This is a genomic window from Arcobacter ellisii, from assembly GCF_003544915.1.
Lineage (GTDB): Bacteria > Campylobacterota > Campylobacteria > Campylobacterales > Arcobacteraceae > Aliarcobacter > Aliarcobacter ellisii.
In genome coordinates, this window is sequence record NZ_CP032097.1 from 2,137,926 (window position 1) to 2,163,389 (window position 25,464).

Annotated in this window: 22 protein-coding genes, 5 tRNA genes and 3 rRNA genes; 3 read left to right on the forward strand and 27 right to left on the reverse strand. The window is 30.1% G+C overall.

What is annotated here, in order from left to right; all coding sequences use genetic code 11:
* Window positions 1–15: 15 nt before the first annotated feature.
* From AELL_RS10830 to AELL_RS10860, 7 genes are all read right to left on the reverse strand, one after another.
* The gene (locus AELL_RS10830) at window positions 16–762 is read right to left on the reverse strand and encodes a ferredoxin-thioredoxin reductase catalytic domain-containing protein (RefSeq protein WP_118917976.1); all 747 of its coding nucleotides are present in this window, start codon (window positions 760–762) and stop codon (window positions 16–18) included.
* A gap of 91 nt (window positions 763–853) precedes the next feature.
* Complete coding sequence (locus AELL_RS10835) at window positions 854–1,072, reverse strand: VF530 family protein (RefSeq protein ID WP_118917977.1); 219 nt, start codon at window positions 1,070–1,072, stop codon at window positions 854–856.
* Window positions 1,073–1,218: 146 nt separating this feature from the next.
* Window positions 1,219–1,334, reverse strand: a 5S ribosomal RNA gene (rrf, locus tag AELL_RS10840).
* Window positions 1,335–1,478: 144 nt separating this feature from the next.
* Window positions 1,479–4,391: ribosomal RNA gene (locus tag AELL_RS10845) — 23S ribosomal RNA — on the reverse strand.
* A 319-nt stretch (window positions 4,392–4,710) separates the two neighbouring features.
* Window positions 4,711–4,786 (reverse strand) — tRNA-Ala (locus AELL_RS10850).
* Window positions 4,787–4,817: 31 nt separating this feature from the next.
* Window positions 4,818–4,894 (reverse strand) — tRNA-Ile (locus AELL_RS10855).
* A gap of 81 nt (window positions 4,895–4,975) precedes the next feature.
* A 16S ribosomal RNA gene (locus tag AELL_RS10860) occupies window positions 4,976–6,493 on the reverse strand.
* The 16S, 23S and 5S rRNA genes sit together here with 2 tRNA genes alongside, the layout of an rRNA operon.
* 501 nt (window positions 6,494–6,994) lie before the next feature.
* Between AELL_RS10860 and AELL_RS10865 the strand changes: the two genes are divergently transcribed.
* Genes AELL_RS10865 through AELL_RS10875 form a run of 3 tightly spaced genes read left to right on the forward strand, consistent with a single transcriptional unit; the run spans window position 6,995 to window position 8,339 of the window.
* Complete coding sequence (locus tag AELL_RS10865; protein WP_118917978.1) at window positions 6,995–7,375, forward strand: tautomerase family protein; 381 nt, start codon at window positions 6,995–6,997, stop codon at window positions 7,373–7,375.
* A 3-nt stretch (window positions 7,376–7,378) separates the two neighbouring features.
* A complete protein-coding gene (locus AELL_RS10870) occupies window positions 7,379–7,780 on the forward strand; it encodes a cupin domain-containing protein (protein ID WP_118917979.1) in 402 nt (133 codons plus the stop codon).
* Window positions 7,767–8,339, forward strand: a complete 573-nt coding sequence (locus AELL_RS10875) for a TetR/AcrR family transcriptional regulator (protein WP_118917980.1) — start codon at window positions 7,767–7,769, stop codon at window positions 8,337–8,339. Before AELL_RS10870 ends, AELL_RS10875 begins: the two co-directional genes overlap by 14 nt.
* Before the next feature lie 2 nt (window positions 8,340–8,341).
* Here the strand turns inward: AELL_RS10875 and AELL_RS10880 are convergent.
* The 20 genes from AELL_RS10880 to AELL_RS10975 form a co-directional block, all read right to left on the reverse strand.
* Window positions 8,342–8,416: transfer RNA gene (locus AELL_RS10880), tRNA-Asn, on the reverse strand.
* 37 nt (window positions 8,417–8,453) lie between these two features.
* Window positions 8,454–8,528: transfer RNA gene (locus tag AELL_RS10885), tRNA-Asn, on the reverse strand.
* Between the two features lie 33 nt (window positions 8,529–8,561).
* Window positions 8,562–8,636 (reverse strand) — tRNA-Asn (locus tag AELL_RS10890).
* A gap of 65 nt (window positions 8,637–8,701) precedes the next feature.
* The gene (locus AELL_RS10895) at window positions 8,702–9,619 is read right to left on the reverse strand and encodes a radical SAM protein (protein ID WP_118917981.1); all 918 of its coding nucleotides are present in this window, start codon (window positions 9,617–9,619) and stop codon (window positions 8,702–8,704) included.
* 77 nt (window positions 9,620–9,696) lie between these two features.
* Window positions 9,697–10,737: a uroporphyrinogen decarboxylase gene (gene hemE / locus AELL_RS10900; RefSeq protein ID WP_118917982.1), complete on the reverse strand. Its 1,041-nt coding sequence runs from the start codon at window positions 10,735–10,737 to the stop codon at window positions 9,697–9,699.
* A 41-nt stretch (window positions 10,738–10,778) separates the two neighbouring features.
* Window positions 10,779–11,285 carry a YqhA family protein gene (locus tag AELL_RS10905; protein ID WP_118917983.1) on the reverse strand — a complete coding sequence of 169 codons (507 nt, stop codon included), beginning with the start codon at window positions 11,283–11,285 and terminating at the stop codon, window positions 10,779–10,781.
* 1 nt (window position 11,286) lies between these two features.
* Window positions 11,287–12,324 (reverse strand): aspartate-semialdehyde dehydrogenase, encoded by a 1,038-nt coding sequence (locus tag AELL_RS10910; RefSeq protein WP_118917984.1) that lies wholly within the window; start codon window positions 12,322–12,324, stop codon window positions 11,287–11,289.
* A gap of 3 nt (window positions 12,325–12,327) precedes the next feature.
* On the reverse strand, window positions 12,328–14,922 hold the full coding sequence (gene gyrA / locus AELL_RS10915; RefSeq protein ID WP_118917985.1) for a DNA gyrase subunit A: 2,595 nt from the start codon (window positions 14,920–14,922) through the stop codon (window positions 12,328–12,330).
* Between the two features lie 149 nt (window positions 14,923–15,071).
* The gene (locus tag AELL_RS10920; RefSeq protein WP_118917986.1) at window positions 15,072–15,287 is read right to left on the reverse strand and encodes an HP1242/YdcH family protein; all 216 of its coding nucleotides are present in this window, start codon (window positions 15,285–15,287) and stop codon (window positions 15,072–15,074) included.
* Between the two features lie 79 nt (window positions 15,288–15,366).
* On the reverse strand, window positions 15,367–16,557 hold the full coding sequence (gene argJ, locus AELL_RS10925) for a bifunctional glutamate N-acetyltransferase/amino-acid acetyltransferase ArgJ (protein WP_118917987.1): 1,191 nt from the start codon (window positions 16,555–16,557) through the stop codon (window positions 15,367–15,369).
* Window position 16,558: 1 nt separating this feature from the next.
* Window positions 16,559–17,686, reverse strand: coding sequence for a potassium channel family protein (locus AELL_RS10930; protein ID WP_118917988.1), 1,128 nt, complete (start codon window positions 17,684–17,686; stop codon window positions 16,559–16,561).
* 23 nt (window positions 17,687–17,709) lie between these two features.
* Window positions 17,710–17,898: a 50S ribosomal protein L28 gene (gene rpmB / locus AELL_RS10935; protein WP_014474993.1), complete on the reverse strand. Its 189-nt coding sequence runs from the start codon at window positions 17,896–17,898 to the stop codon at window positions 17,710–17,712.
* A gap of 61 nt (window positions 17,899–17,959) precedes the next feature.
* Window positions 17,960–18,829, reverse strand: coding sequence for a glycosyltransferase (locus tag AELL_RS10940; protein WP_118917989.1), 870 nt, complete (start codon window positions 18,827–18,829; stop codon window positions 17,960–17,962).
* A gap of 3 nt (window positions 18,830–18,832) precedes the next feature.
* Window positions 18,833–19,585: a glycosyltransferase family 2 protein gene (locus tag AELL_RS10945; RefSeq protein ID WP_118917990.1), complete on the reverse strand. Its 753-nt coding sequence runs from the start codon at window positions 19,583–19,585 to the stop codon at window positions 18,833–18,835.
* Complete coding sequence (locus AELL_RS10950) at window positions 19,582–20,367, reverse strand: polysaccharide deacetylase family protein (RefSeq protein ID WP_118917991.1); 786 nt, start codon at window positions 20,365–20,367, stop codon at window positions 19,582–19,584. Before AELL_RS10950 ends, AELL_RS10945 begins: the two co-directional genes overlap by 4 nt.
* Window positions 20,368–20,372: 5 nt before the next feature.
* On the reverse strand, window positions 20,373–21,359 hold the full coding sequence (locus AELL_RS10955; RefSeq protein WP_118917992.1) for a glycosyltransferase: 987 nt from the start codon (window positions 21,357–21,359) through the stop codon (window positions 20,373–20,375).
* On the reverse strand, window positions 21,356–22,417 hold the full coding sequence (locus AELL_RS10960) for a glycosyltransferase family protein (RefSeq protein WP_118917993.1): 1,062 nt from the start codon (window positions 22,415–22,417) through the stop codon (window positions 21,356–21,358). Before AELL_RS10960 ends, AELL_RS10955 begins: the two co-directional genes overlap by 4 nt.
* Window positions 22,401–23,387 carry a glycosyltransferase gene (locus tag AELL_RS10965; RefSeq protein WP_118917994.1) on the reverse strand — a complete coding sequence of 329 codons (987 nt, stop codon included), beginning with the start codon at window positions 23,385–23,387 and terminating at the stop codon, window positions 22,401–22,403. The genes AELL_RS10960 and AELL_RS10965 overlap by 17 nt, the downstream gene beginning before the upstream one ends.
* Window positions 23,384–24,196: a polysaccharide deacetylase family protein gene (locus AELL_RS10970; protein ID WP_118917995.1), complete on the reverse strand. Its 813-nt coding sequence runs from the start codon at window positions 24,194–24,196 to the stop codon at window positions 23,384–23,386. Before AELL_RS10970 ends, AELL_RS10965 begins: the two co-directional genes overlap by 4 nt.
* A complete protein-coding gene (locus AELL_RS10975; RefSeq protein WP_164967251.1) occupies window positions 24,193–25,113 on the reverse strand; it encodes an O-antigen ligase family protein in 921 nt (306 codons plus the stop codon). The genes AELL_RS10970 and AELL_RS10975 overlap by 4 nt, the downstream gene beginning before the upstream one ends.
* Between the last annotated feature and the right edge of the window lie 351 nt (window positions 25,114–25,464).

Here is a 25,464-nt window from a genome sequence, read left to right on the forward strand (position 1 = left end):
CATTTTCTTTAAAGATTAATTATCTCCACTCTCTCTTTCTCCACCATAAGAAGAAATCCCATAATCTAGGTTAGCAACTGATTTAAAACCTAAATCAAGCATTATTCTTTGGCAATATGCACTTCTACTTCCACTATGACAATAAACAATAACAGGAATATCTTTTTGATTATTGATTCTTTCTAAAGCGTGATAAAATGATGTAGTTGGTATTAAATAATCTGTTCCTTTAATTCTTGTTCCAACCCACTCCATCCATTCTCTTGTATCAACTAAGTTAAAATCAACAAATCCTAAATCTCTTGCTTCAAGTAATGATTCAAGTTCTAAAGAATTTATTTCTTCTTTAGTTAATAAATTAGCACACTCCTCTTTTGTTAAACCTCTAGAATGTGTTGCTATTGCATCGTGTACATCAATTTGTTTTTTAATTTCATTTGCTTTTTGTTCTGTACAAAAAATTCCACAGTGACATGAACCTTTTGATGGTATTTCATTTGTTAATGCAGGAGTACAAGGACAAAGTCTATTATCACTATTTTCTTGTTCAGCTGGAGTATTTCCAATAACCATAAAACATGGGCAAAATCTTTTTCCATAGATTAACTTGTTTCTAGTTAATCCCATTTGAATAGATTCATTAACTTCATCATCAGGATTATAAACTAATCCATGTTCATCTAAAACCTTATTTGTAAATTGTTTTGTTAATTCAAGTTCTGTTTGAAATTCATCACTATTTATATCTATTTTTCTAATCATAAATTATCCTAATATTTTAAAGTTTGTAATAGTAATATAATTTATATTAATATTTGTATTCAATGCAAGAATTGATATTTATATAATAAATTCATTTATCAATCATAGATAAATACAGTTTTTCAACTTTCTCTCTTGCCCAGGGAGTTTTTCTAAGAAATTTTAAAGAAGATTTAACGCTAGGGTCATAATTGAAACAATTAATATTAATTCTTCTACCTAATTCATCCCAGCCATAGTAGTCAACTAAAGAATTTATTATCATTTCTAATTTTATTCCATGTAATGGATTATTTGGATTATTATTCAATTTTATTCCTAATTTTTGATAATTATAACATATAAGAAGTAATACAAAGTAATGTGAAATGAAGAGAAAAAGGCAGGCGAAAAAAAAGGCTCTTATCATAACCCAGAAATACTGAGAAAAGATAAAAGCCTGAATAAAAACTCAAGAGCTGGCAGCGGCCTACGTTTCCACCAGGGGACCCGGCAGTATTATCGGCGATGAAGTGCTTGACTTCCAGGTTCGGAATGGGACTGGGTATTTCCACTTCTCTATAGCCACCAGCAAAGTTGAGTATTAAATCTAAAAAAAATAAACTTAATACTCAACTCGTAAGGAGTTAAGAAAAAATAATGTTAAAGTCTTTCACAATTTTTGTCTATCAAATATATAAGATATACATTTAATAAGATAGTAAACCAAAGAATTTGTAAATAAGCCAAACGTTCTATTAGTACTGGTCAGCTAAACGCCTTACAACGCTTACACATCCAGCCTATCAACCAGCTAGTCTTGCTGGGAACTTCAGGGAAAGTTAATCTTAGAGTTGGCTTCGAGCTTAGATGCTTTCAGCTCTTATCACATCCGTACGTAGCTACCCAACGATGCTCTTGGCAGAACAATTGGTACACCAGTGGTACGTTCATCCCGGTCCTCTCGTACTAGGGACAAATCTCTTCAACTTTCCTACGCCCACGGAAGATAGGGACCGAACTGTCTCACGACGTTCTGAACCCAGCTCGCGTACCGCTTTAAATGGCGAACAGCCATACCCTTGGGACCTACTTCAGCCCCAGGATGCGATGAGCCGACATCGAGGTGCCAAACCTCCCCGTCGATGTGAGCTCTTGGGGGAGATCAGCCTGTTATCCCCGGCGTACCTTTTATCCTTTGAGCGATGGCCCTTCCACACAGAACCACCGGATCACTATGACCGACTTTCGTCTCTGTTCGACTTGTATGTCTCACAGTCAAGCTAGTTTATGCCATTATACTCAACTGGCGATTTCCATCCGCCATGAACTAACCTTTGTAAGCCTCCGTTACTTTTTAGGAGGCGACCGCCCCAGTCAAACTACCCACCAGACATTGTCCTGATACAAGATAATTGTACGCAGTTAGTAACTCAAATATTCAAGGGTGGTATCTCAAGGATGGCTCCGACTCTACTTGCGTCTAGTCATCATAGCCTCCCACCTATCCTGCACATGAATATCCAAGCTACAGTGTCAAGCTGTAGTAAAGGTGCACGGGGTCTTTCCGTCTTTCCGCGGGTAGGAGGAATTTTCACCTCCACTACAATTTCACTGGATCCCTGGTTGAGACAGCTCCCATCTCGTTACGCCATTCATGCAGGTCGGTATTTAACCGACAAGGAATTTCGCTACCTTAGGACCGTTATAGTTACGGCCGCCGTTTACTCGGGCTTCAATCAAATGCTTCGCTTGCGCTGACATCATCAGTTAACCTTCGAGCACCGGGCAGGCGTCACACCTTATACATCCACTTACGTGTTAGCAAAGTGCTGTGTTTTTGGTAAACAGTCGGGAGGGACTCTTTGTTGCAACCTCTTTCGCTTTTTGAAGCAAGTTCATATACAAAAGTAGGCACACCTTATACCGAAGATACGGTGCTAGTTTGCAGAGTTCCTTAACCAGGGTTCTTCCACGCGCCTTAGAATACTCATCCCACCCACCTGTGTCGGTTTACGGTACGGGCAACATATAATATACTTAGTGGCTTTTCTTGGCACGACAGTATCATCGATTCTCCATCTCCTCCGAAGAGTGTCAAGAGCCTGTAAGATCTCGGCCTAACGTTACCCGGATTTGCCTAAGTAACAGCCTACGTCCTTCGAGCCACTATTCCATCAGTGACCTCGATTAACTCTATGCGTCCCCACATCGCGCTTATATGTTGGTATTGAAATATTAATCAATTTGCCATCGTCTACCCCTTTCGGACTCGACTTAGGACCCGACTAACCCTACGATGACGAGCATCGCGTAGGAAACCTTGGGTTTTCGGCGTTGAGGATTCTCACCTCAATTATCGCTACTCATGCCTGCATGCTCACTTCTATCCGCTCCAACGCTCCTTACCGGTACATCTTCTACGCTGAATAGAACGCTCTCCTACCACTCAATTAAAATTGAATCTAAAGCTTCGGTGTACATCTTAGCCCCGTTATATTTTCCGCGCAGAATCACTAGACCAGTGAGCTGTTACGCTTTCTTTAAAGGATGGCTGCTTCTAAGCCAACCTCCTGGTTGTCACAGTAACTCCACATCGTTTTCCACTTAGATGTAACTTAGGGACCTTAGCTGTTAGTCTGGGTTGTTCCCCTCTCGACGATTGATTTTATCACCCACCGCCTGACTCCTGTGATTCCACATATGGTATTCATAGTTTGATAGGGTTTGGTACCGCGGTAAGCAGCCCTAGCCCATTCAGTGCTCTACCCCCATATGCTACAACACAAGGCTATACCTAAATATATTTCGGAGAGAACCAGCTATCACGAAGTTTGATTGGCCTTTCACCCCTATCCACAAGTCATCCGGAGACTTTTCAACGCCTATCGGTTCGGTCCTCCACTGGCTCTTACACCAGCTTCAACCTGCTCATGGATAGATCACTTCGTTTCGGGTCTGCAGCATCTGACTAAATCGCCCTATTAAGACTCGCTTTCGCTACGGCTTCGTACTTGACTTAACCTTGCCAGATACCACAACTCGCAGGCTCATTATGCAAAAGGCAGTCCATCACCCTGATAAATCATAGGGCTCTGAATGATTGTAAGCTAATGGTTTCAGGTTCTATTTCACTCTCCTCGCTGGAGTACTTTTCACCTTTCCCTCACGGTACTTGTTCACTATCGATCTGTAAGTAGTATTTAGGATTGGAGGGTGGTCCCCCCGGTTTCAGTCAAAATATCACGTGTTCCGACCTACTCAGGATACCATTAGAGCTATTGAGAATTTAAATTACAGGAGTTTCACCTTCTATGCTACACTTTTCCAAGTATTTCATCTATCCTCTTTAGTCTCACGTTATGGTCCTACAACCCCCAATGCAAGCATTGGGTTTGTCCTAATCCGCTTTCGCTCGCCGCTACTGACGGAATCTCGTTTGATTTCTCTTCCTCTGGCTACTGAGATGTTTCACTTCACCAGGTTAGCTCCCCGTAGGGTAACATATATCTCTATATGCTGGGTTGCCCCATTCAGAAATCCCCGGATCAAAGCTCTTTGGCAGCTCCCCGAGGCTTATCGCAGCCTAATACGTCTTTCATCGCCTCTTACAGTCTAGGCATCCACCATTAGCCCTTAATAGCTTATTAATAAATAGAGTTAAACTCTATCGCATTTTTGATAATATTCTTTGGCTACTATCTTATTAAACATATTATTTAAAATATATCCAATAAAATAATGTTGTGTTCTATCTAATTTCTTAGATATGAAATTTTTTTTGTTTTAAATTATTTAATCTATATAAAAATCTCTTTTTATATCTATTATTTAATTCTTACGAAAAAATTAAAGACTTTAACATTATATTTTTAAATATCGTTTTGATTTTGAAAATCAAATATAAATTCAATCTCTTATTGAACTTATATTTAACTTCTTAAATCTGATGAACTTATTAGTTATAGGTGGTGGAGAATAGCGGGATCGAACCGCTGACCTCCTGCGTGCAAAGCAGGCGCTCTCCCAGCTGAGCTAATTCCCCAACCTAAATTAATCTTTACTAGATTATTTAATGGTGGGCCTATCAGGACTTGAACCTGAGACCTCACGATTATCAGTCGAGCGCTCTAGCCAGCTGAGCTATAGGCCCCTTTACTACCTATTTAAATAATCTTTATAAACCGAATATAAAATCTCTGGAAGTAAGAAACGAATCTTACTTCTCTCTCTGAAAGGAGGTGATCCAACCGCAGGTTCTCCTACGGTTACCTTGTTACGACTTCACCCCAGTCGCTGAATCCACTGTGGAAGGTAGCTACTTTAGCATCCCCGCTTCGAATGAGTTCAACTCCCATGGTGTGACGGGCGGTGAGTACAAGACCCGGGAACGTATTCACCGTAGCATAGCTGATCTACGATTACTAGCGATTCCAACTTCATGTAGTCGAGTTGCAGACTACAATCCGAACTGGGAGATATTTTTGAGATTTGCTCCACGTCACCGTATTGCTGCTCTTTGTATACCCCATTGTAGCACGTGTGTAGCCCTGGACGTAAGGGCCATGATGACTTGACGTCGTCCTCACCTTCCTCCTACTTGCGTAGGCAGTCTCCTTAGAGTTCTCAGCCGAACTGTTAGCAACTAAGGACGAGGGTTGCGCTCGTTGCGGGACTTAACCCAACATCTCACGACACGAGCTGACGACAGCCGTGCAGCACCTGTATATAAGTTTCTGCAAGCAGACACCAATCTATCTCTAGAAAGTTCTTACTATGTCAAGTCCAGGTAAGGTTCTTCGTGTATCGTCGAATTAAACCACATGCTCCACCGCTTGTGCGGGTCCCCGTCTATTCCTTTGAGTTTTAATCTTGCGACCGTACTCCCCAGGCGGTACACTTAATGTGTTAACTGCATTACTGCAAGGTCGAGCCTCACAACAACTAGTGTACATCGTTTAGGGCGTGGACTACCAGGGTATCTAATCCTGTTTGCTCCCCACGCTTTCGCGTCTCAGCGTCAATAATGTTCCAGTAGATCGCCTTCGCAATCGGTATTCCTTCTGATCTCTACGGATTTTACCCCTACACCAGAAATTCCATCTACCTCTCCCACATTCTAGGTATACAGTTTCAAAAGCAGTTCAATAGTTGAGCTATTGGATTTCACTTCTGACTTATATACCCGCCTACACGCTCTTTACGCCCAGTGATTCCGAGTAACGCTTGCACCCTCCGTATTACCGCGGCTGCTGGCACGGAGTTAGCCGGTGCTTATTCATATAGTACCGTCATTATCTTCCTATATAAAAGGAGTTTACGCACCGAAATGTGTCATCCTCCACGCGGCGTTGCTGCATCAGACTTTCGTCCATTGTGCAATATTCCCCACTGCTGCCTCCCGTAGGAGTCTGGACCGTGTCTCAGTTCCAGTGTGACTGATCATCCTCTCAAACCAGTTAGGCGTCATAGCCTTGGTGAGCCATTACCTCACCAACAAGCTGATACCATACAGACCCATCCTTAAGCACTAAAGCGTTTCCCTTGCATACTTATGTATTAAAGGCATATAGGGCATTAGCAGTCGTTTCCAACTGTTATTCCTTTCTTAAGGGCAGGTTATCTATACATTACTCACCCGTGCGCCACTTAGCTGACAATTATAGCAAGCTATAATCCGTTCTCGTTCGACTTGCATGTGTTAAGCACGCCGCCAGCGTTCACTCTGAGCCAGGATCAAACTCTCCATAAATTATAGAGTTTTTGAAACTGACAAATTTTATAACTCTTCAATTACAAAATTATCACTCAAATTTTATAGACAAGTATTTGTTTTACCAAATTTTCTTGTTTTTATATTTTTTAACATTTATTCTTATTTTTAATCTAAATAAACATAGATTTTTTATAAGAGTTCTATATTCGGTTTATAAAGATTACTTTACAAACTTTCATTCATTTTTAAAGATCATTCCAGACTCGATTGAATCGTTTCTCTTCAAGCTTTTCGTTTGAAGCGTTCCAGTCAAATTGGACGGGAATTATAATAGATTTTTATTTACTTGTCAATACCTTACAGCTTAAATCTAGCTAAAATTTTTAAATTTATGCTTTTTACTATTCTTTTATTGCCTTTTTCTCTCCCATTTTCTCTTTTACTAGGTTTTTATTGCAACTATTATCGATTTTTACTCTTGACAAATGAATATTTATGTTCTATTACTACAGACTAATTAGTCTGTAAGGAGTTTTTATGCCATTTATTAGAATATATATTGATAAGTCAATATCAAAAGAGAATAAAAAAGAGATATCAAATGCAATTCATAATAGTTTGATTGAAAGTTTTAATGTACCTATAAAAGATAAATTTCAAGTATTTATTGAGGTAGATAAAGAAGATTTAATTTTTCCAGTTGAATATTTAGGAAATAGTTATTCAAATATTCTATTTATTAATATAACTTGTAAAGAAGGTAGAACTAAAGAGCAAAAGAGAAAACTATATGAATTGTGTGCAAAAACTATTAGTGAAAAAACAAAAATTAAAAAAGATGATATTTTTATAACTATTATTGAAAATAATCAAGATAATTGGTCATTTGGTAATGGTATAGCACAATTAATGGAGTAAAAAATGAATAAAGTAAAAAATATTTACAAAATACTAGATACAGCAAATGTTGATGAAAAAGTTGGTGTTAAATTAGCAAGAATCTGTGAAGGTGAAACTTTTAATTTATATGTATTAGAAATACCTGCTAAAAAAAGAGTTGGTGCTCATTATCATACTATTGGAAATGAAACTTATCAAATTATTCAAGGAAGTGGTTCTATGATGATAGGGAAAAAAGATAGTGATACTATTATATGGGATGAACCTAAAAATATGAATGAAGGTGAGTGTTTAAATATTAATGCAAATGAAATCCACCAATTAATAAATCTTACAGATAAACCACTTATTTGTATAGTTGGATGTTCTAATTCTCATATTACAACAGATAGAATAATGACAAAAGGATATGAAAAAATATAATATGAAAACATTAAGAGATAATTTATTAGACATTGCATATGAAGAGTTTTATACAAATGGATATAGTGCAACAGGATTAAATAAAATTTTAGAAAAAGCGAATGTTGCAAAAGGTGGTTTATATCATCATTTTAATTCAAAAAAAGATTTAGTTATTGCAATTATAAATGAAAGAATTTGTCCAAACTCTTTAAAAAAATATGCAAGTTTAGATGAAATAGAAGGTAATAAGTTAAATGCTTTACTTGATATACTAGAAAGTAGAAATGAAAACTTTGATAAAGGATGTCCTTTAGGAAATTTAATTTTGGAACTATCTAATATTGATGATGATATTTTGAAAGCTTTACAAAACTGCATTAACTCTTGGCAAAAAATATTTGAAAATGTAATTCTTGAAGCTATAAAAAATAAAGAAATAAAAGATATATCTGCATATGATACATCACTATTAATCATTTCAACTATTCAAGGTGGATTGTTATTGTCAAAACTATCAAAATCAGATATTGAATATAAGAAGTGTATAAAAATGTTAAAAGATATTTTAATTAAATAAAATGGCTCCGGCACCTGGATTCGAACCAGGGACCAAATGATTAACAGTCATCTACTCTACCGCTGAGCTATGCCGGAATTTGATTTTTATTTATTGTAAGTTTTAATTTATAAATGGCTCCGGCACCTGGATTCGAACCAGGGACCAAATGATTAACAGTCATCTACTCTACCGCTGAGCTATGCCGGAATCTATAAATTATAAGTATCAAAGTCAAAGTAATGGCTCCGGCACCTGGATTCGAACCAGGGACCAAATGATTAACAGTCATCTACTCTACCGCTGAGCTATGCCGGAATTTATGACTTTAACTTTAATGGGGTGGAATTATAGTAAAAAAAGTTTTTATTGTCAAGACTTTTTCATACATTTTTGTAAAAATCGACTCCACTACTATTTACAATTGATATTTTCTTTTCTTCTAAAAGTTTTAACAAAATATCTTTTGATTTATCATCAAACATATTTTCTATATCTTCTTTTGTAAGAGGTCTTCTTTTTAACATAAAAAGTACTTCATCTTCACTATAAGTTTGAATCAATTTTGGTCTATTTTTAAAAACTATATTTACATTTATATTTTCAAATCTATTTGCAACTTTTTCTAAAAATTCATAACTAACTGGATTCACTTTATATGCAGGTGGCCTATCAATAGTTCCAATATCAACTCTTTTAGGATTAATTTGTTTTACAGCATTAAACAATAACTCTATTTCTTCATCTTTATCATTTACATCTTTAACAAATAAAATTTCTAAAACAAAATTTTTTGTAGTTTTTTGTGAGAATTCAATCATTGAAGGAACTATTTTTTCAATTTCTACACTTTTATTTTGTCTATCAAGTTTTTTAAAACATTTTTCACTTACACAATCTAAAGATAATTTAACTATATCAATTTTTAATAAAACATTAAAAATCTCTTTTTTATAAATTGTACTTCCATTTGATAAAATCAAAGTTTTTGTTTCACCTTTTATTTTATTAATTTCTTCAACTAAATCATTTAATTTGGGATATAAAGTTGGTTCACCATTACATGTTATTGTAATCACATCAATTTTTGGATGTTTTTTAAAACTATCTTTTATTGCACTTATAATTTCTTCAACACTTGGAAATATATCCATTTTTTCAATAGTTTTAGCTGATTCTAATTCACAATATAAACAATCAAAATTACACTGTTTCTTTGATGGCGATAAATCAATACCTAATGATATTCCAAATCTTCTTGAAGGAATTGGTCCAAAAATAATAGAATTTGAATAAGACAAAATAAAAATCCTTTTAAATAAAAAAAGAGAAGCTAAATAGCTTCTCTTTTATAATAATTTTCTAAAACAAATTTGTTTTATGCTTTTTTTGAAACTCTTTGACACTCTTTTACAAAGTGAATTGCATTTTCAACAGGAACATCAGGTAAAATTCCATGACCAAGATTGAAAATATGTCCTTCACCTTTCATTATGTTTTGAATTGCTTCAACACACATAGTTGTAGCAACTTTATCATATAATCTACAAGGTTCCATATTTCCTTGTAATACATATTTCTCACCTAATTTTTCTTTTGCAAGAGCCATTGGTGTTCCCCAATCTACTCCAAATACATCGAAGTTTCCATAAACTAAACCTCTTTCAATAAATGCAGCTATTCCTTTTGGGAACATAATAACTGGAATATGTGGATATTTCTCTTTTAAATATTCAGCAATTTCTACCATATATTTCCATGAAAATTCATCATAACGTGCTGGTTCAATTGCTGCTGCCCATGAATCAAAGATTTGAACTACATCAACTCCAGCTTCAATTTGTTTTTCCATATAAAACTTAACTACATCAGTTACACGTCTAAGGATTTTATGTAAAAATTCTGGATTCGAATACATCATTTTTTTACAAAGATTGTATGTTTTTGTTCCTTGGCCTTCAATCATATAAGTAGCAAGTGTCCAAGGAGCACCTGTAAATCCAATTAAAGCTTTATCTTCTGGCAATCTTTGTTTTAAAATTTTAATAGTTTCATAAACATAAGTTAATTTATTTGCAGCTTCTTCACCACCAATTAAAGCATCTAAGTCTTCTTCTGTTTTTATTGGTTTATCAAAAACTGGACCTTCACCTTTTAAAAAATCTAATTTCATTCCCATTTCATTTGGAACAACTAGAATATCACTAAATAAAATAGCTGCATCAACACCAACAATATCTAAAGGTTGAATTGTAACTTCAGCTGCAAGTTCTGGATTGTGACATAAATTTAAAAAGTTTCCAGCTTTTGCTCTAACTTCCATATATTCTGGTAAATATCTTCCAGCTTGTCTCATCATCCAAACAGGAGTATAAGGAGTCTCTTTTCTAAAACATGCATCTACAAAAATTTTTGACATTTTAATCCTTAAAATAGTCCCTATTTTAAGGGACAAATTATTTAATGTTTTCCTACTTTATTTAAAAAATAAAGTCCTAAAGATAATAGTGCTATTGAAACTGCAAAATAAAGCATCTCTAATGCACCATCATATTTTGTATGTAAAACTTTTTGGAAAAAGCTTACAATTAATACCATAACAATTACTTTTGCAATTTTATCTTTTAGTTGGTCTAAAGAGTGAATTGCAAGAATATTGCTACCACTTGATTCAGCTGCATCTATTTTAGAAATAAATAGTTCATAAATACCAAATGCAAAAATAAGCATAACAACTGCAATTAAATATAAATCAACAGCACCTATTATCTTACTTACAATCTCTTCATGAAAATCTTCTGGATGTAATCCATTTATATATACATCAGCTGCATATTTAATAACTTCGTAAATATCCATTGAAGCAACAATAAAAAGTATTATCGAACCTAATAATCCAAATATTACCGCAAGCAAAACAAAAAGTCTTGCTTGCCACATTGTAGTTTCAAAAAATTTTTCTAACATATTAAATATCGTTTTCCATATCTATCCATTTAAGAGCGATTCTAACTGCATTTGTTGCAGCCCCTACTCTTACTTGGTCAGCTACGTTAAAATAGTGAACAATGTTTGAAGCATAAACATCTTTTCTAATTCTTCCAACATACGTATAATCAGTGTCAGTTGAAATAATTGGCATTGGATATTTTTTATTTGGTAAATCATCAATTACTTTTAGATTTTCAAAATTATTTAAAGCTTCTCTTACATCATCTAAATTAACTTCTACATTTTCACCAAAAGTAACTGTAATTGACTCACTATGAGATCTTAAAACTGGAACTCTTACACAAGTTGCTGCAACTTGAATATTTTTGTGCATAATTTTTTGAGTTTCATTTACCATTTTCATCTCTTCTTTAGTAAATCCATTCTCTTTTGCAACATCAATTTGAGGAATTACATTTAAAGCTATTTGATAAGGAAAAGCTTTAATTTCTGTTTCATCTAATCTAAATGCAAAAAAATCTTGCATTTGTTTTACAAGTTCTTCCATACCAGTTTTTCCAGCACCTGAAACAGCTTGATAAGTTGAAACATCAACTCTTTTAATTCCATATAAATCATCTAAAGGTTTTAAACTTTGAACCATTTGAATTGTTGAACAATTTGGATTTGCAATAATTCCTGTATCTTTCCATAATTTAATATCTTCTGGATTAACTTCTGGAACTACTAATGGAACTTTTGGATCCATTCTAAAGTGACTTGTATTATCAATTACAACTGCCCCTGCTTCAACTGCAAATTTTGCAAATTTTTCAGAAACGCTCCCACCTGCACTAAAAAATGCAATTTCAACATCATTTTCTTCAAAAACAGTTTCAGTTAATTCTAAAACTGTAACTTCTTTGTTCATATATTCAATTTTAGAACCTGCACTTCTTGCACTAGCTAATGGTATTAATTTATTTATTGGGAAATTTACTTCTTCTAAAACTCTAAATAACTCTTCACCAACTGCACCAGTTGCTCCAACAACTGCAACATTAAACTTTCTCATCTCTTACTCTTCCTCATCTTTTTCTAAATTATCATTATTTTCTAAAACATCTAATAAAGTTTGATTTTTTACATTTGTAGAAATTTCAGTATTTGTTTCTAAAATTTCTCCATCTTCATTGTATCTAATCACATTTCCATTTTCATCAAGTTCTATCTCTTCATCCTCTTTTGGACATTTTGCAATTGATACAACTTTATCATCTTTATCAACATTTACAATTATTACACCAGAAGTGTTTCTTCCAGCTTTTCTAATTGTATTCATATCAACTCTAATCATTTTTCCAATTGAAGTTAATAACATTAAATCTTGTGAATCATCAACTAAAACTTCCCCAACAATATTTCCAGTTTTTGGAGAAAGTTTCATCGCAATAACTCCAGAACCAGCTCTATTTGTAAGTCTGTACTCTTCAACTGTTGTTCGTTTTCCAATTCCTTTTTCAGAAACTGTTAAAATCTCTTGATCTTCATGATTAATTACATCAGCATCAACAACAAAGTCAGTATCAATTTTAAATTTAATACCTCTTACTCCTCTTGTGCTTCTTCCTTGGTCTCTTGTTTTATCAAGTTCAAATCTAATACATTGACCAAGACTTGTAAATATCATAATATATTGAGTTTGTACATCAGCAATTTTTGCTGTTACTATCTCATCTGCATCATCAAGAACGATAGCTCTTACTCCATTACTTCTGATATTAGAGAATTCATTTAATGATGTTCTTTTGATAATTCCATTTCTTGTAAAGAATACTAAAGATTTAGATTCATCAAAATCAGGAGTTGGAATAATCTCCATAATCTTCTCATCAGGTCTTAAATTGATTAAGTTAACAACTGCTTTACCTTTTGCAGTTCTACTTCCTTCAGGAATTTTGTAAACTTTTAACCAATATAATTGCCCCATATTTGTAACAAACATTAAAGTATCATGAGTATTACTTACGAAGAATTTTTCGATAAAGTCATCATCATGAGTAGTAACGGCAACTTTACCTTTACCACCTCTTTTTTGTTTTTCATAAGATTTAATTGGAACTCTTTTTACATATCCATTATGAGTAATTGTTACTACCATTGGCTCATTTGGAATTAAATCTTCAACATCAATTTCATCATATGAATCTTCAATTTCTGTTCTTCTATCACTTGAGAATTTTTCTTGGATTTCAGTTAATTCTTCTTTGATAATTTCATTTAATTTCTCTTCAGATTTTAGAATTGATTCTAATTCTGCAATTAATATCATAAGTTCAGCATATTCAGCTTCAAGTTTATCTCTTTGAAGACCTGTTAATCTTCCAAGTCTCATATCTAAAATAGCTTGAGATTGAATTGGACTTAAACCAAATCTATTTTGTAAACTATCTTTTGCTTCTTGATCGTTTGCACTTGCTCTGATGATTTTAACAACTTCATCAATATTGTCTAAAGCAATTTTTAAACCTTCTAAAATATGAGCTCTAGCTTTTGCTTTTTCTAAATCAAAAATTGTTCTTCTAATAATTACAGTTTTTCTATGAGATAAGAAAATATTTAATAATTGAGGTAAATTAAATACTTTTGGCTCTTTATTATAAACTGCTAATAAAATAATCCCAAAAGTTGTTTCCATTGGAGTTGATTTATAAAGATTATTTAAAACAATCTCGCTCATTGCATCTTTTTTAAGCTCAATTACAACTCTAATACCTTCTCTATCAGACTCATCTCTAACTTCTGAAATACCATCAATTTGTTTATCTTTTGCAAGGTTTGCGATAAGCTCAATTAATCTTGCTTTATTCACTTGATAAGGTAATTCATCAAGAACTATAATCTCTTTTTTACCTCTTGTTTCAATGTGATGTTTAGCTCTAATTCTAACTCTTCCTCGTCCAGTATTATATGCATCAATAATTCCACGTCTACCAAAAATAGTTCCACCCGTTGGGAAATCTGGACCTTGAATAAATTGCATTAATTCATCAGCAGTTGCATCTGGATTATCAATTGTGTATAAAACAGCATTTAATAACTCATTAATATTATGAGGAGGAATTTTAGTAGCCATACCAACAGCAATTCCTTCACTTCCATTTAATAAAAGTGTAGGAACTCTTGTAGGAAGAACTGAAGGCTCTTTCATTGTATCATCATAATTTGGAACAAAATTTACAGTATCTTTGTCTAAATCTCTTAATACTTCTTCAGCAATTCTAGTCATTCTAGCTTCCGTATATCTCATAGCAGCTGCACTATCACCATCAATAGAACCGAAGTTTCCTTGTCCATCAACTAATGGGGCTCTCATTGAGAAATTTTGAGCCATTCTTACTAGTGCATCATAAACAGAAGTATCTCCATGAGGATGGTATTTACCAATAACATCTCCAACAATTCTTGCTGATTTTTTATAAGCTGATTTTGAAGTAATACTTAAATCATGCATAGCATATAAGATTCTTCTATGAACAGGTTTTAAACCATCTTTTGCATCGGGTAATGCCCGACCAATAATAACACTCATAGAGTAATCTAAATAAGAGGCTTTAACTGAGTCCTCAATATTTATGTCTATAATATCTTGATTTTCGAAAAGGTTTTCCATAAAAAAAGGCCTTTGTAATATAAAATTGGATTATTGTATCTAAATTGCGCTTAGCACTTCTTGTAATAAATTTTAATAAAATTAAATTATAAAAAAAGGGGACAAAAGTCAAACTTTCATCCCCTTATATTTTTAACTAAAATTAAAAATTATTTTTCGTTGTTGTGTTTTACAATAATAGAATAAATTTCATCTTTTAATTTTAATTTTTCTTTTTTCTTAGATTCAATTTCAAATTGATCAGCATGTGATTCTTCAAGTTTAGCAATTAAATCATCTAACTCATTGTGCTTCTCAAAAAGTTTATGAAAATGTGCATCTTTTTGCTTTAACTCTGTAATTACATCTCTATATTCGTGAAACATTCTTGTATCCTATATGTTTAAATTTGAATTGGGCGATTATACAATCTAAGTACTTAATCTTTTGTAAAAAAATAATACATTAACTTCTATAATCAGCATTAATTTCTACATATTTGTAACCTAAATCACACCCATATGCAGTGAATTTACCATCACCTAAACCAATATCACAAATAATTTTATATTTATCTTTTTTTAAAACTTCAGCCGCTTTTGCTTCAGTTTGAGCATCAAAACAAATCTCTCCCTTATTGAATACAACAACATCATTATATGAAATCACTAATTTTTCATCATCACAATCAATTCTTGAAGCTCCAATAGTTGAAGCAATTCTTCCAAAATTTGGATCTTCTCCAAAAAGAGCTGTTTTTACTAAAAGTGAATTTGATAAAGCTTTCGCAGCAATTTCAGCTTGTTTATCATCTTTTGCATTTATAACTTCAAATGCAGCAACTTTTTTAGCGCCCTCTCCATCTGCAACCATTAACATTGCCATATCATGCATTACAAGTCTTAAGGCTTCTTTAAATGCTTCTTTATCATAAGAATTTGATTTTCCATTTGCTAAAACCATAACCGTATCGTTTGTAGAAGTATCTCCATCAACAGAAATAGCATTAAAAGTTGTCTCTTTATTTATATTTAAAGCCTCTTTAATATCTTCATAAGGAGCAGCTGCATCTGTACAAATAAAACATAACATTGTTGCTAAGTTTGGATTTATCATTCCTGCACCTTTTGCAACAGCACCAATTTTAAATGAAGTTCCGTTTTCAAGTTTCACTTCATAAATACAAGTTTTAGGATATGCATCCGTTGTCATAATTGCTTTTGATAAGTTTTCACCATTTTTAGCTGTTAAATCGAATTTTTTAGCACCTGTTACTAATTTTTCAATTGGTAAGGGATTTCCAATAACTCCTGTACTACTCATAACTGGATTAATAAGTTCTAAAGAGCCAAAATCAAGTTGAGAAAATAGAGTATTAATAGATTCAATACCTTTTTTACCTGTTAAAGCGTTTGCATTTTTTGAATTTATTAAAACAAAATTTGTTTTGAAATTTTCACCATATTGTAAAAAATGTTTTAAAGGTGCTGCTTGAAATCTATTTTCTGTAAAAACAGCTGCAACAGTACAAGCCTCTTTTGTATAAATAAATCCTAAATCATTATTTCCATTTGGTTTAAGACCTGCATGAATTCCATCACAATAAAATCCATCAATTTGATCAATATAACCTTTTATTGGTAAAATAGTAAACATTTTATATATCCTCTGGTTGTTTTGTTAAATTTATAATTCTTTTAGCTCTTGCTATTCCTCTTTGAGAACCAACTAATAATAACTTGCAATTAGTATTTATAGAAGTTGTACCTTTTGGCATTTGGATAAATTTTCCATTATCTTCAGTTATACCAATAACAGAAACTTTTAATATATCTCTTAATCTTAAATCTTTCAATTCTCTATTTATTACCCATGAATTTTCTCTTACAAAAACTTCTTCCATATCAATTGGAGTATCTTTTTTATATAAAAACTCTTCAAGAACATTTTCCATATCTGGTCTTATTGCCATGGCAGTTACTCTTTTTGCCATTAAAGATGGTGTAGCAACCACTTTATCAGCTCCAAGCTTTTTTAGCCTTATTTTTTCATTTTGTGTTTCTGCATTTGAAATAATCAAAAATGGTGGTCTTCCTAACTCTTTTTCATAAAGTCTAACAGAAGCAATTAAAGTAATATTATCTGAAATATTTTTAGATAATGAGATTGCTCCTTTTGCTGAACTCAAATGTGATTTTAAAAAGGCAATCTCTTTATATGGTTCTTCTTTTACATAATATGGATAATTGTGTTCTTTTGCAATTTGTTCAATATCATCACTTGGATCAACAACAACAAAAGGGATATGATTGTCTCTAAATTGTCTAGCTAATTGAGCTGTATATTCATTGTGATAACATATTACGAAATGACGTCTTAACCTTGCTATTTTATAAAGCATTTTTCTTTCCTTTAATAACTCTAATAATGAACCATTTGCAATAACATCAATTACAATACCCACAGAAAATGTTAAAATCAAAAATCCTGCAATCATAAGTGTTACAGTAAAAACAATACCTTGATTACTAAAATTTGCTTCATTTAATGCACCAAATCCAGTAGTAGTAAAAGTATAAGCTGATTGGAAAATTGCATGCATAATTGAATAATCTTCAATATAAACATACCCTAGAGTTCCTATCATCATAACAAGTTGAATAAGGATTAATGGTAATCTAAAAGGTTTTAATTGGGCATAAATAAGTGGATTTAAATCATATTGGGGTTTGGCTGCTCTTATTTCCCAGCCAATAGTTTTTTTGATCTTACTAAAGATGCTCATGAAAGCACTATTCTAGCGCCTTCTTATGAGTGTTTTTTAAGAGTTCTTAACTCTTTTGCAGAAATTTTTAACTTAGTTGTTGTTCCATCTTCTAATGTAACTCTAACTGTTCTAATATTTGGTAAAAATCTTCTTCTAGTTCTGTTTTTTGCGTGACTTACGTTGTTACCAACCATTGGTCCTTTTCCAGAAATTGCACATTTTCTTGACATTTGTCTTCCTTACGTAGTGAAAAATATTTGCGTATTGTATCTTAAATTTCTTAAGGCAAATTTAAACATTTTCTAGGATAAAATTCATTTTATTCAAATTTGCCTCTAATTCGAACTCTTTTGCTAATTTTTTATTCTCTTTTTTTATTTTTTTTAACTCATTTTTATCTAATAAAACAGCATCTATTTTAAACGCAATACTTGGATCTGTTGGTGAATCCATTGAAGCAAAAACATCTACAACCTCTTTTGCATCATTATCAATACTTAAAAAAACCACACATTTACAATACATCGCTTTTAAAATATTTGATGAAAAAGTTTTATTATAAGTTGGTAATAAAAAAATATCTGAAGCTAAAAATAGATCATCAATATTTTTGTAATTTTCTAATAATATAATTTTATCTTGTAAATTTTGATATTTTGGAAGTTGAAATTGCAAAGCAGTTATCTGTTTTTGTTCACCAGCGATTATAATTTTAAAATCTGAATAAGTTATAGAAGAACAAATATCTAAAAACTCTTTAACTCCCGAAGTTTTAAAGTTCTTTGCTGTAAATAAAATAAGTTTAGTTTTAGGATCTATATTTAACTCTTCACAAAGTTTAATTTTTACCTCTTTTGTTTTTTTATATTCAATATTGATTGAAGGATAAATAACCTTTATTTTTTCATGGGAAATCTTTGTTTTGGCAATAATATAGTTCATAGATGCAAAAGAATTTACAATTGTGATTTTTGAATTTTTAATATTTTCAATAGACTTTTCATCTAAATTTCCACTATGAAAATATACATCTGCATATTTTTTTTTGCCAAATAAAGAACTTATAAAATTCTCTTTTTTTAGAACTTCAATATTTTCTTGTTTTTTTAGATTTTCTATTAATAAATTTGATGATTTGTAAGAAATAGATGTTTTTTTCATAAATTATTTTTCTTCACTTTTATTATTTAATTCATACAGTTTTGCTTCTTTCAAAAATGCGTAAAATGAATTATTCATTGCTGCAATAAAACCTCTCATACCGTTTAAAAATCCTCTTTTAATAATAAATGATTTAAAAAATGAAAGAGGAAAAACAAAAAGTAATTTAGCAAATGAAGCTTTTTTATTTTTTGCAAATTTCTCATCAGCTCTTAAACTTGAATATTCATTAATTTTACTTAAATGTGTCTTTAAATCCATTGTTCCGTAATCATAAATAAATCCATTAGCTTTGTTTATTTTACCTTTTACAAGAATTGACTCGTGAACTAATTTATCAGGATAATGTCCTACACTTTTTCTGAAAAATCTAATTCTTCTATTAAATTTTGATTTTTCACTATTAAATTTTCCTAAAAACTGACTTGATATTTTTATATCTAAACCATCTATTTTATTCTCTTCAATTACTTTTTCAATCTCTTTTTTTAATTCTTCTGTTAATTGTTCATCAGCATCTAAATTTAAAACCCATTCATTTTGACATAAACTTTTTGCATACTCTTTTTGCTTGGCAAATCCTAGCCAATCTTGATGAAAAATCTTATTTGTATACTCTTTTGCAATATTTAAAGTATTATCCGTACTTCCACTATCAACGACTACAATTTCATCAAAATCTTTAACACTTTCCAGAACTCTTTTTATATGTTTTTCTTCATTTTTACAAATGATATAAACAGAGGCTTTAATCATAATTTATTCCTAACTCTTGATACTTTTAATAAAAAATCCACAAAATTCTCTGTTCCTAAAATTCCAACTCTTTTAATTGTAAATACATCATCATTTTCTTCAAATAAACCTCTTTTTACAACTGTGGCATTTTTGTATCCAACATTTTTAACTGCTTGAACAATTTTATCATCAAATTTTCCGTAAGGATAAGCAAAAGCTTCACACTCTTTATTTGTAATTTTTTCAACTTCTTCTTTTGATTTTTTTAATTCATTTAATAGTTGTTCATCATTTATTGTTGATAAATTTACATGGGATAAAGTGTGAGAACCAAACTCTATTAATCCTGAATTTAGCATCTCTAAAATCTGTTTTTCATTTAAAAGATTTGATAAAACAGAAGTATTTTTTTCTTCCCAGTGATTTGTTTTTTGATTGGGAACAAGATAAATAGTAGCCTTAAAATCATACTTTTTTAAAATAGGGAAAGCATTTAAATAATTGTCCTCATATCCATCATCAAACGTAATTACAAATGATTTTTCTGGAATTTCATCTAATTTTGAAAGTTCCGAAATAGTAAATGATTTCCAATTATTTTTATAAAACCAATTCATCTGTTTTTCAAAATCTTGAGGTTTCACTCTCCACTTATTATGTTTTTCATTTCCTACATGCTCACGAATACTGTGATACATTAAAACTCTAGCTTTTTTATAACTTTGAGGGATTCTCCACCAGTTATATCGTAAAGAAATTATTAAAATTAAAATAAATAAAAATATTAAAAAATAAATCATCTACTTCACTTTATAAGACTTTTATATGCTTCAACGTATTGTTTAACCATTTTTTCAATACTATATTCTTCTTTAGTTTCTTTAACTTTTCCAAACAACTTTTCATACTTTTTGTAATCTTCATAAACATCATTTAATTTATTAACAAAAGCATCTACTCTATTATCAAATACCAACTCTTCACCTAATATCTCTTTATGGTTTGCAATATCAGTTGCAACTAGTACTCTAGCATAGAAAATACCTTCAATTAAAGCTAAAGACAAGCCTTCTTCACTTGAAGATATTATTTGTAAATCACTATTATATATATAATCTTGAACGTTTCTTACAAATCCAACTAACTCAATTTTATTTTCTAATTTAAGTGATTTGATAAGATTTAATAATTCTTCTTTTTGTTCACCTTCACCAACAATATTTAATTTAAAATCAAAATTAACTTTAGAAAGTGCGTTAATTAATGTATGAAAACCTTTTACTTGGGCTAATCTTCCAACTCCAACAATAGTGAATTTATTTTTATTTTCAAACTCTCTTACTTCTTTAAAAGGTATACCATTTAATATTGTTATGTTTCTTTTTGCATTTGTATAAATTCTAGTCTCTTCAGAAACTGCAACACCCAAATCAGCCAAAGAGAATTTTTTCTTTACAACAGGATTATGACGACTACCAATAATTGGTACTTTTTTCTTCATAAAAAATCTTGCATTATACATAATTTCAAGTTCTTTTGTATTATGAATATGTATTACATCTGGATTAATCTTTTCAACTATTTTTGCAACTTTATATAAAAAAAATGGGTTATATCTATTCTTTTCAAAATCTAACTCTATAAAATTTACATTTTCTTCTAAATAAGGTTTGATTTTCTCATTTGTTAATAAATAAACTGTATGTTCTTTTGATAATTCGTTACACAAATCTACACATACTTTCTCAGTTCCAGCAAATTGTACCCAATGTAATGTATGTAAGATTATCATATTTGATTTCCTTGTTTAAATTTATATTCACTCCACTCATAATTATTTGATTTATCATCTTTAAACAATAATTCCAACATAAATTGAGTTACTCTTTTTGCATTTGCTATTTCATAAGTTTTTTCTTGACCTTTTTTAGCAATTAATTCATAATTTTTATCTTTTAAATAATATTTTAATTTTTCAAAACAATCATTTGGTGTGTCAAAATAGACAATCTCTTCTTTATCTTTATAAAGTTTTTCAAATCCTTTTATTCTAGGAGAAAATGTACAAATTCCTGAACCTAAAAATTGTGCCATTCTATCTGAAGCTCCAAGAATTTTTTCTTGATTAACTTCATTTAAATTATCATCTCTATTAAAATTTATTGCTATTTTAGTTTGAGCTATAGCTTTGTGAAAATCATTTCCAAAAATTGCAGGATTTCCAAGTGAAGCATATACTTTCAATTTTATATTTTCTTTGTCACAAAAATCTTTTAATAAAACTGCAAATTTTGTTCTAACATCTTCATTGTAATCTCTTGCGATATATATTACATCATTTATTTTTTCTGATTCTAATTTTTTATCAAATGCAGGATCTGAAATGTTTGGAAAAAATGAAAAAACTGTATTTTGATATTTCTTTGACAAATTTTGTAACTCTTTTGCATTTGCATAGTAAAAAATATCAATACAATCTAATTTATCAAAAAATTCATCTTTCTCTAACAAATGATCTACATACCATTGTACAATTTTAATATTTGGCAAAATTTCTCTAATTTTAATTAATGTCTCTTTATCTATTTTTTCAGCTTTTGCTAAAAATAAAATATCTGCATCTATATTTTTACAAATATTAATCAGCTTTTGATTCATTTTTTTTAATCCACTATCTTTTATTCTTAAAAAACGTGAATTTCGCTCTACATCTCTATAACTAAAATCATAAACAAAGTGTCCATTTTGAATCAATCCATGACTTATTTTTCTCTCAAGTCCATAAAAGAAATTACCATTATCTTTTTCGTTAAAGATACCACAATGAACTATTTTATAATGTTTTTGCATTAATACAACCTTTGTAATATTCTAATAAATTTTTTGAATAGTCATTGAAATCAAATTTTTGTTTAAAATGCTCATGTTTTAATTTAAAATCTTCACAAATATTTTCATAATTATTGTAAATTTCACTAATTTTAGTTGAGAAATCTTCAATTTTTACTAAATAGTCTTTATCTAAAACTTCAACAATTCCTCCAACTGGAGTTGAAATAATTACTGGACTATTCATTATTCCTTCAAGTAAAGTCAAAGGCAAACCTTCAGTTAAAGAGGAAATTACTTGAAGATGACTACTTGCCAAATATTCTGGAATATTATTTTTAAAACCTAAAAGTGATACCTTCTTTTCTAATTTATTATCAATAATCAATTTTTCTAATTTTAGTTTTTGAGAACCTTCACCAATAATATTCAATTTAAAATCAAATTCTAACTTTGAAACTTGTTCAATTAATTTATCAAAACCTTTTATTGGGTCTAATCTTCCTACTGCTAAAATTGTAAAAATCTCATTTTTTTCAAAAATTAAATTCTCACTTTTTTGTATCCCAAAATATAAAACTTTACTAGGATTAGTAATAGTTTTTGCAACTTCAGATGAAACACTAATTACGTTTTTAACTTTATTGAAAATTTTCCCTTTTCTTGTATTGTGTTTTGTTGCTACATGTATGAAAGAAGATATTTTATTTAATAAATAAGTAATTTGTGTAGCCTTAGCACCATGGGTATGAACAATATCATAGTTTTTAATCACATTTAATACTTCTAAATATAAAAATGGATTATATCTTTTATCATATGATTTATACTCTACAATCTTTACATTTGAAGAGACTTTATCTTTATATCTACAACCATTTGGAACAATCAAAGCACATTCATAATATTTACTAATTTCATTTAGAGAATCAACAACAATTTTTTCTACACCACCGTAAATAGATGAACATGAAAAATAACAAATTTTCATCTATTTCTTCCTTTTTTCATTTTTAAAATAAATGCATATAATCCTTGTCTACCACTAACCATAATTCTTGGTATTTCAAAATTAGAATATTTATTTTTATCAAAAACTCCATTTACAGTTGTAGTTGCATTAGTGTAACCTGTTTTTTCAACTATAGCTACAGAATCTTTATCATAAAAACCAAATGGATATGCAAACGAATCACATTTAATATCAAAAATTTCTTCTATTTGTTTTTTAGATTCTATTAATTGTTTCTCTTTCTCTTCTTTATTTAATTTTGGTAAATTTACATGATCAAGTGTATGAGAACCAATTTCAATTAATCCACTCTCAAGCATAGTTTTAATTTGTTCATTATTTAACATCTTTTCCTTATTCAATTCACTTGAAGCTTTATCTAAATCTTTATCTGTTGCCCAATTATTTTCAAACCTATTAAGTACAATATAAATCGTTGCTTTAAAACCATACTTTTGTAAAAGAGGAAAAGCATTTGTAAAATTATCTTCATAACCATCATCAAAAGTTAATACTACAGATTTTTCAGGGATATTTTCTAATTGAACTAGCTCACTTAAAGTAAAACTCTTAAATCCATTTTCTTTTAACCAAATTAATTGTTTTTCAAACTCTTTTGGTCTAACTCTAAGTCTATTAAATTTTGATTGATTTTTTGGCAAGTGCTCACTAATCATATGGTACATAAAAACTCTAGGATACGAAAAAGATATATCTTTTCTCCACCATGAAAATCTTAATGAAAAAAATATAAAAACAGCTACTACGATAATAATTACATATATCATACAGTTTTCCTAAAACTATCAGCATAAACAAAAAAAACAAATATTGTTAAAAAACTAAGTAATTCTTTAGAACCATAAGCACCAAAATCAAATTGTGTAACTACAATAAAATAAGTAGCAATAGGAAATAAAATGAAATTTTTACTATCATAAATTTTTTTTAAAACTATAAAAATTGTAAATACACAAGAGATTAAACCAAATAATCCTGTATAAAGTAATATTTCTAAGATTGAATTATGAGGATCAGGAAATTGATTTAAAAAATCATTTGGTAAATTTTTAAATGAATTTAATCCATATCCAAAAAAAATCTTTTCTTTTATAAATTCAATAGTATATAACCAAATAGTTGTTCTATTACTTGAATTTCCATTTAAAAGTTGTTCAAATCTATGCTGAAAAGAATCAAAGCTAAAGTATAAAAGTGCTAAAAAAATCATAAAAAATGAAAAATATACTATATGAGAAATTTTTATATTTTTATAATTTAATGCTAAAAGTATAATAAAAGAAAAACTACTAGCAACCCAAGAAGATCTAGAAAATGAGAAAATCATAAAAAATGAAAATAATAATAAAAGAACTAACCCAAAATTTCTTTTATAATTTAATAAATAAAAACTTGTGACAAACCCCATTCCCATCATTAAACCAAAAGCATTTCTATTATTAAGAGTACCTTTTATTCCTTCTCCCATAACAATATTTGGTTCTTGAATTATTTGATAAACTCCAGTTAATAACAAAAAGAAAAATGAAAATAAAGTAACAACTATAATATCTTTTTTTTTAAAAAAATCTAATCTATAAAAGTATGCAAGTATTATTAATATCAATCCATATCTGAAAATAAATGAAAAAATTGTATGCCAAGATTTTTTATCTAAAAATTCAGGATTTAGTAGATTTGACAATATCATTGCAAAAATAATAAAAGAAAATCCGATAAATAAATTCTTAGTTTCTTTTAAATTATCAAATAGAATGTTAAAACTTCTTGTCTTTAAAAGATGATATAGAAAAAATATGGAAATTAAAACAATTGAAATCTGAAAAACTGCATTTTTAAATGGTATTGAAAGAATCCAAATAAAAATTAAAAATTTAAAAATACTACTAGGATTTATTTTATTATAGAGATTTAACATACACCTTAATTCCAATCAAATTTTTCATCTTTTTTATAAAGGATTTAATTATATCTTAGTAATCTTAAATTAAAAAAAAATAATAATAAATATAAGAAACAAAGGAAAAATTAGATA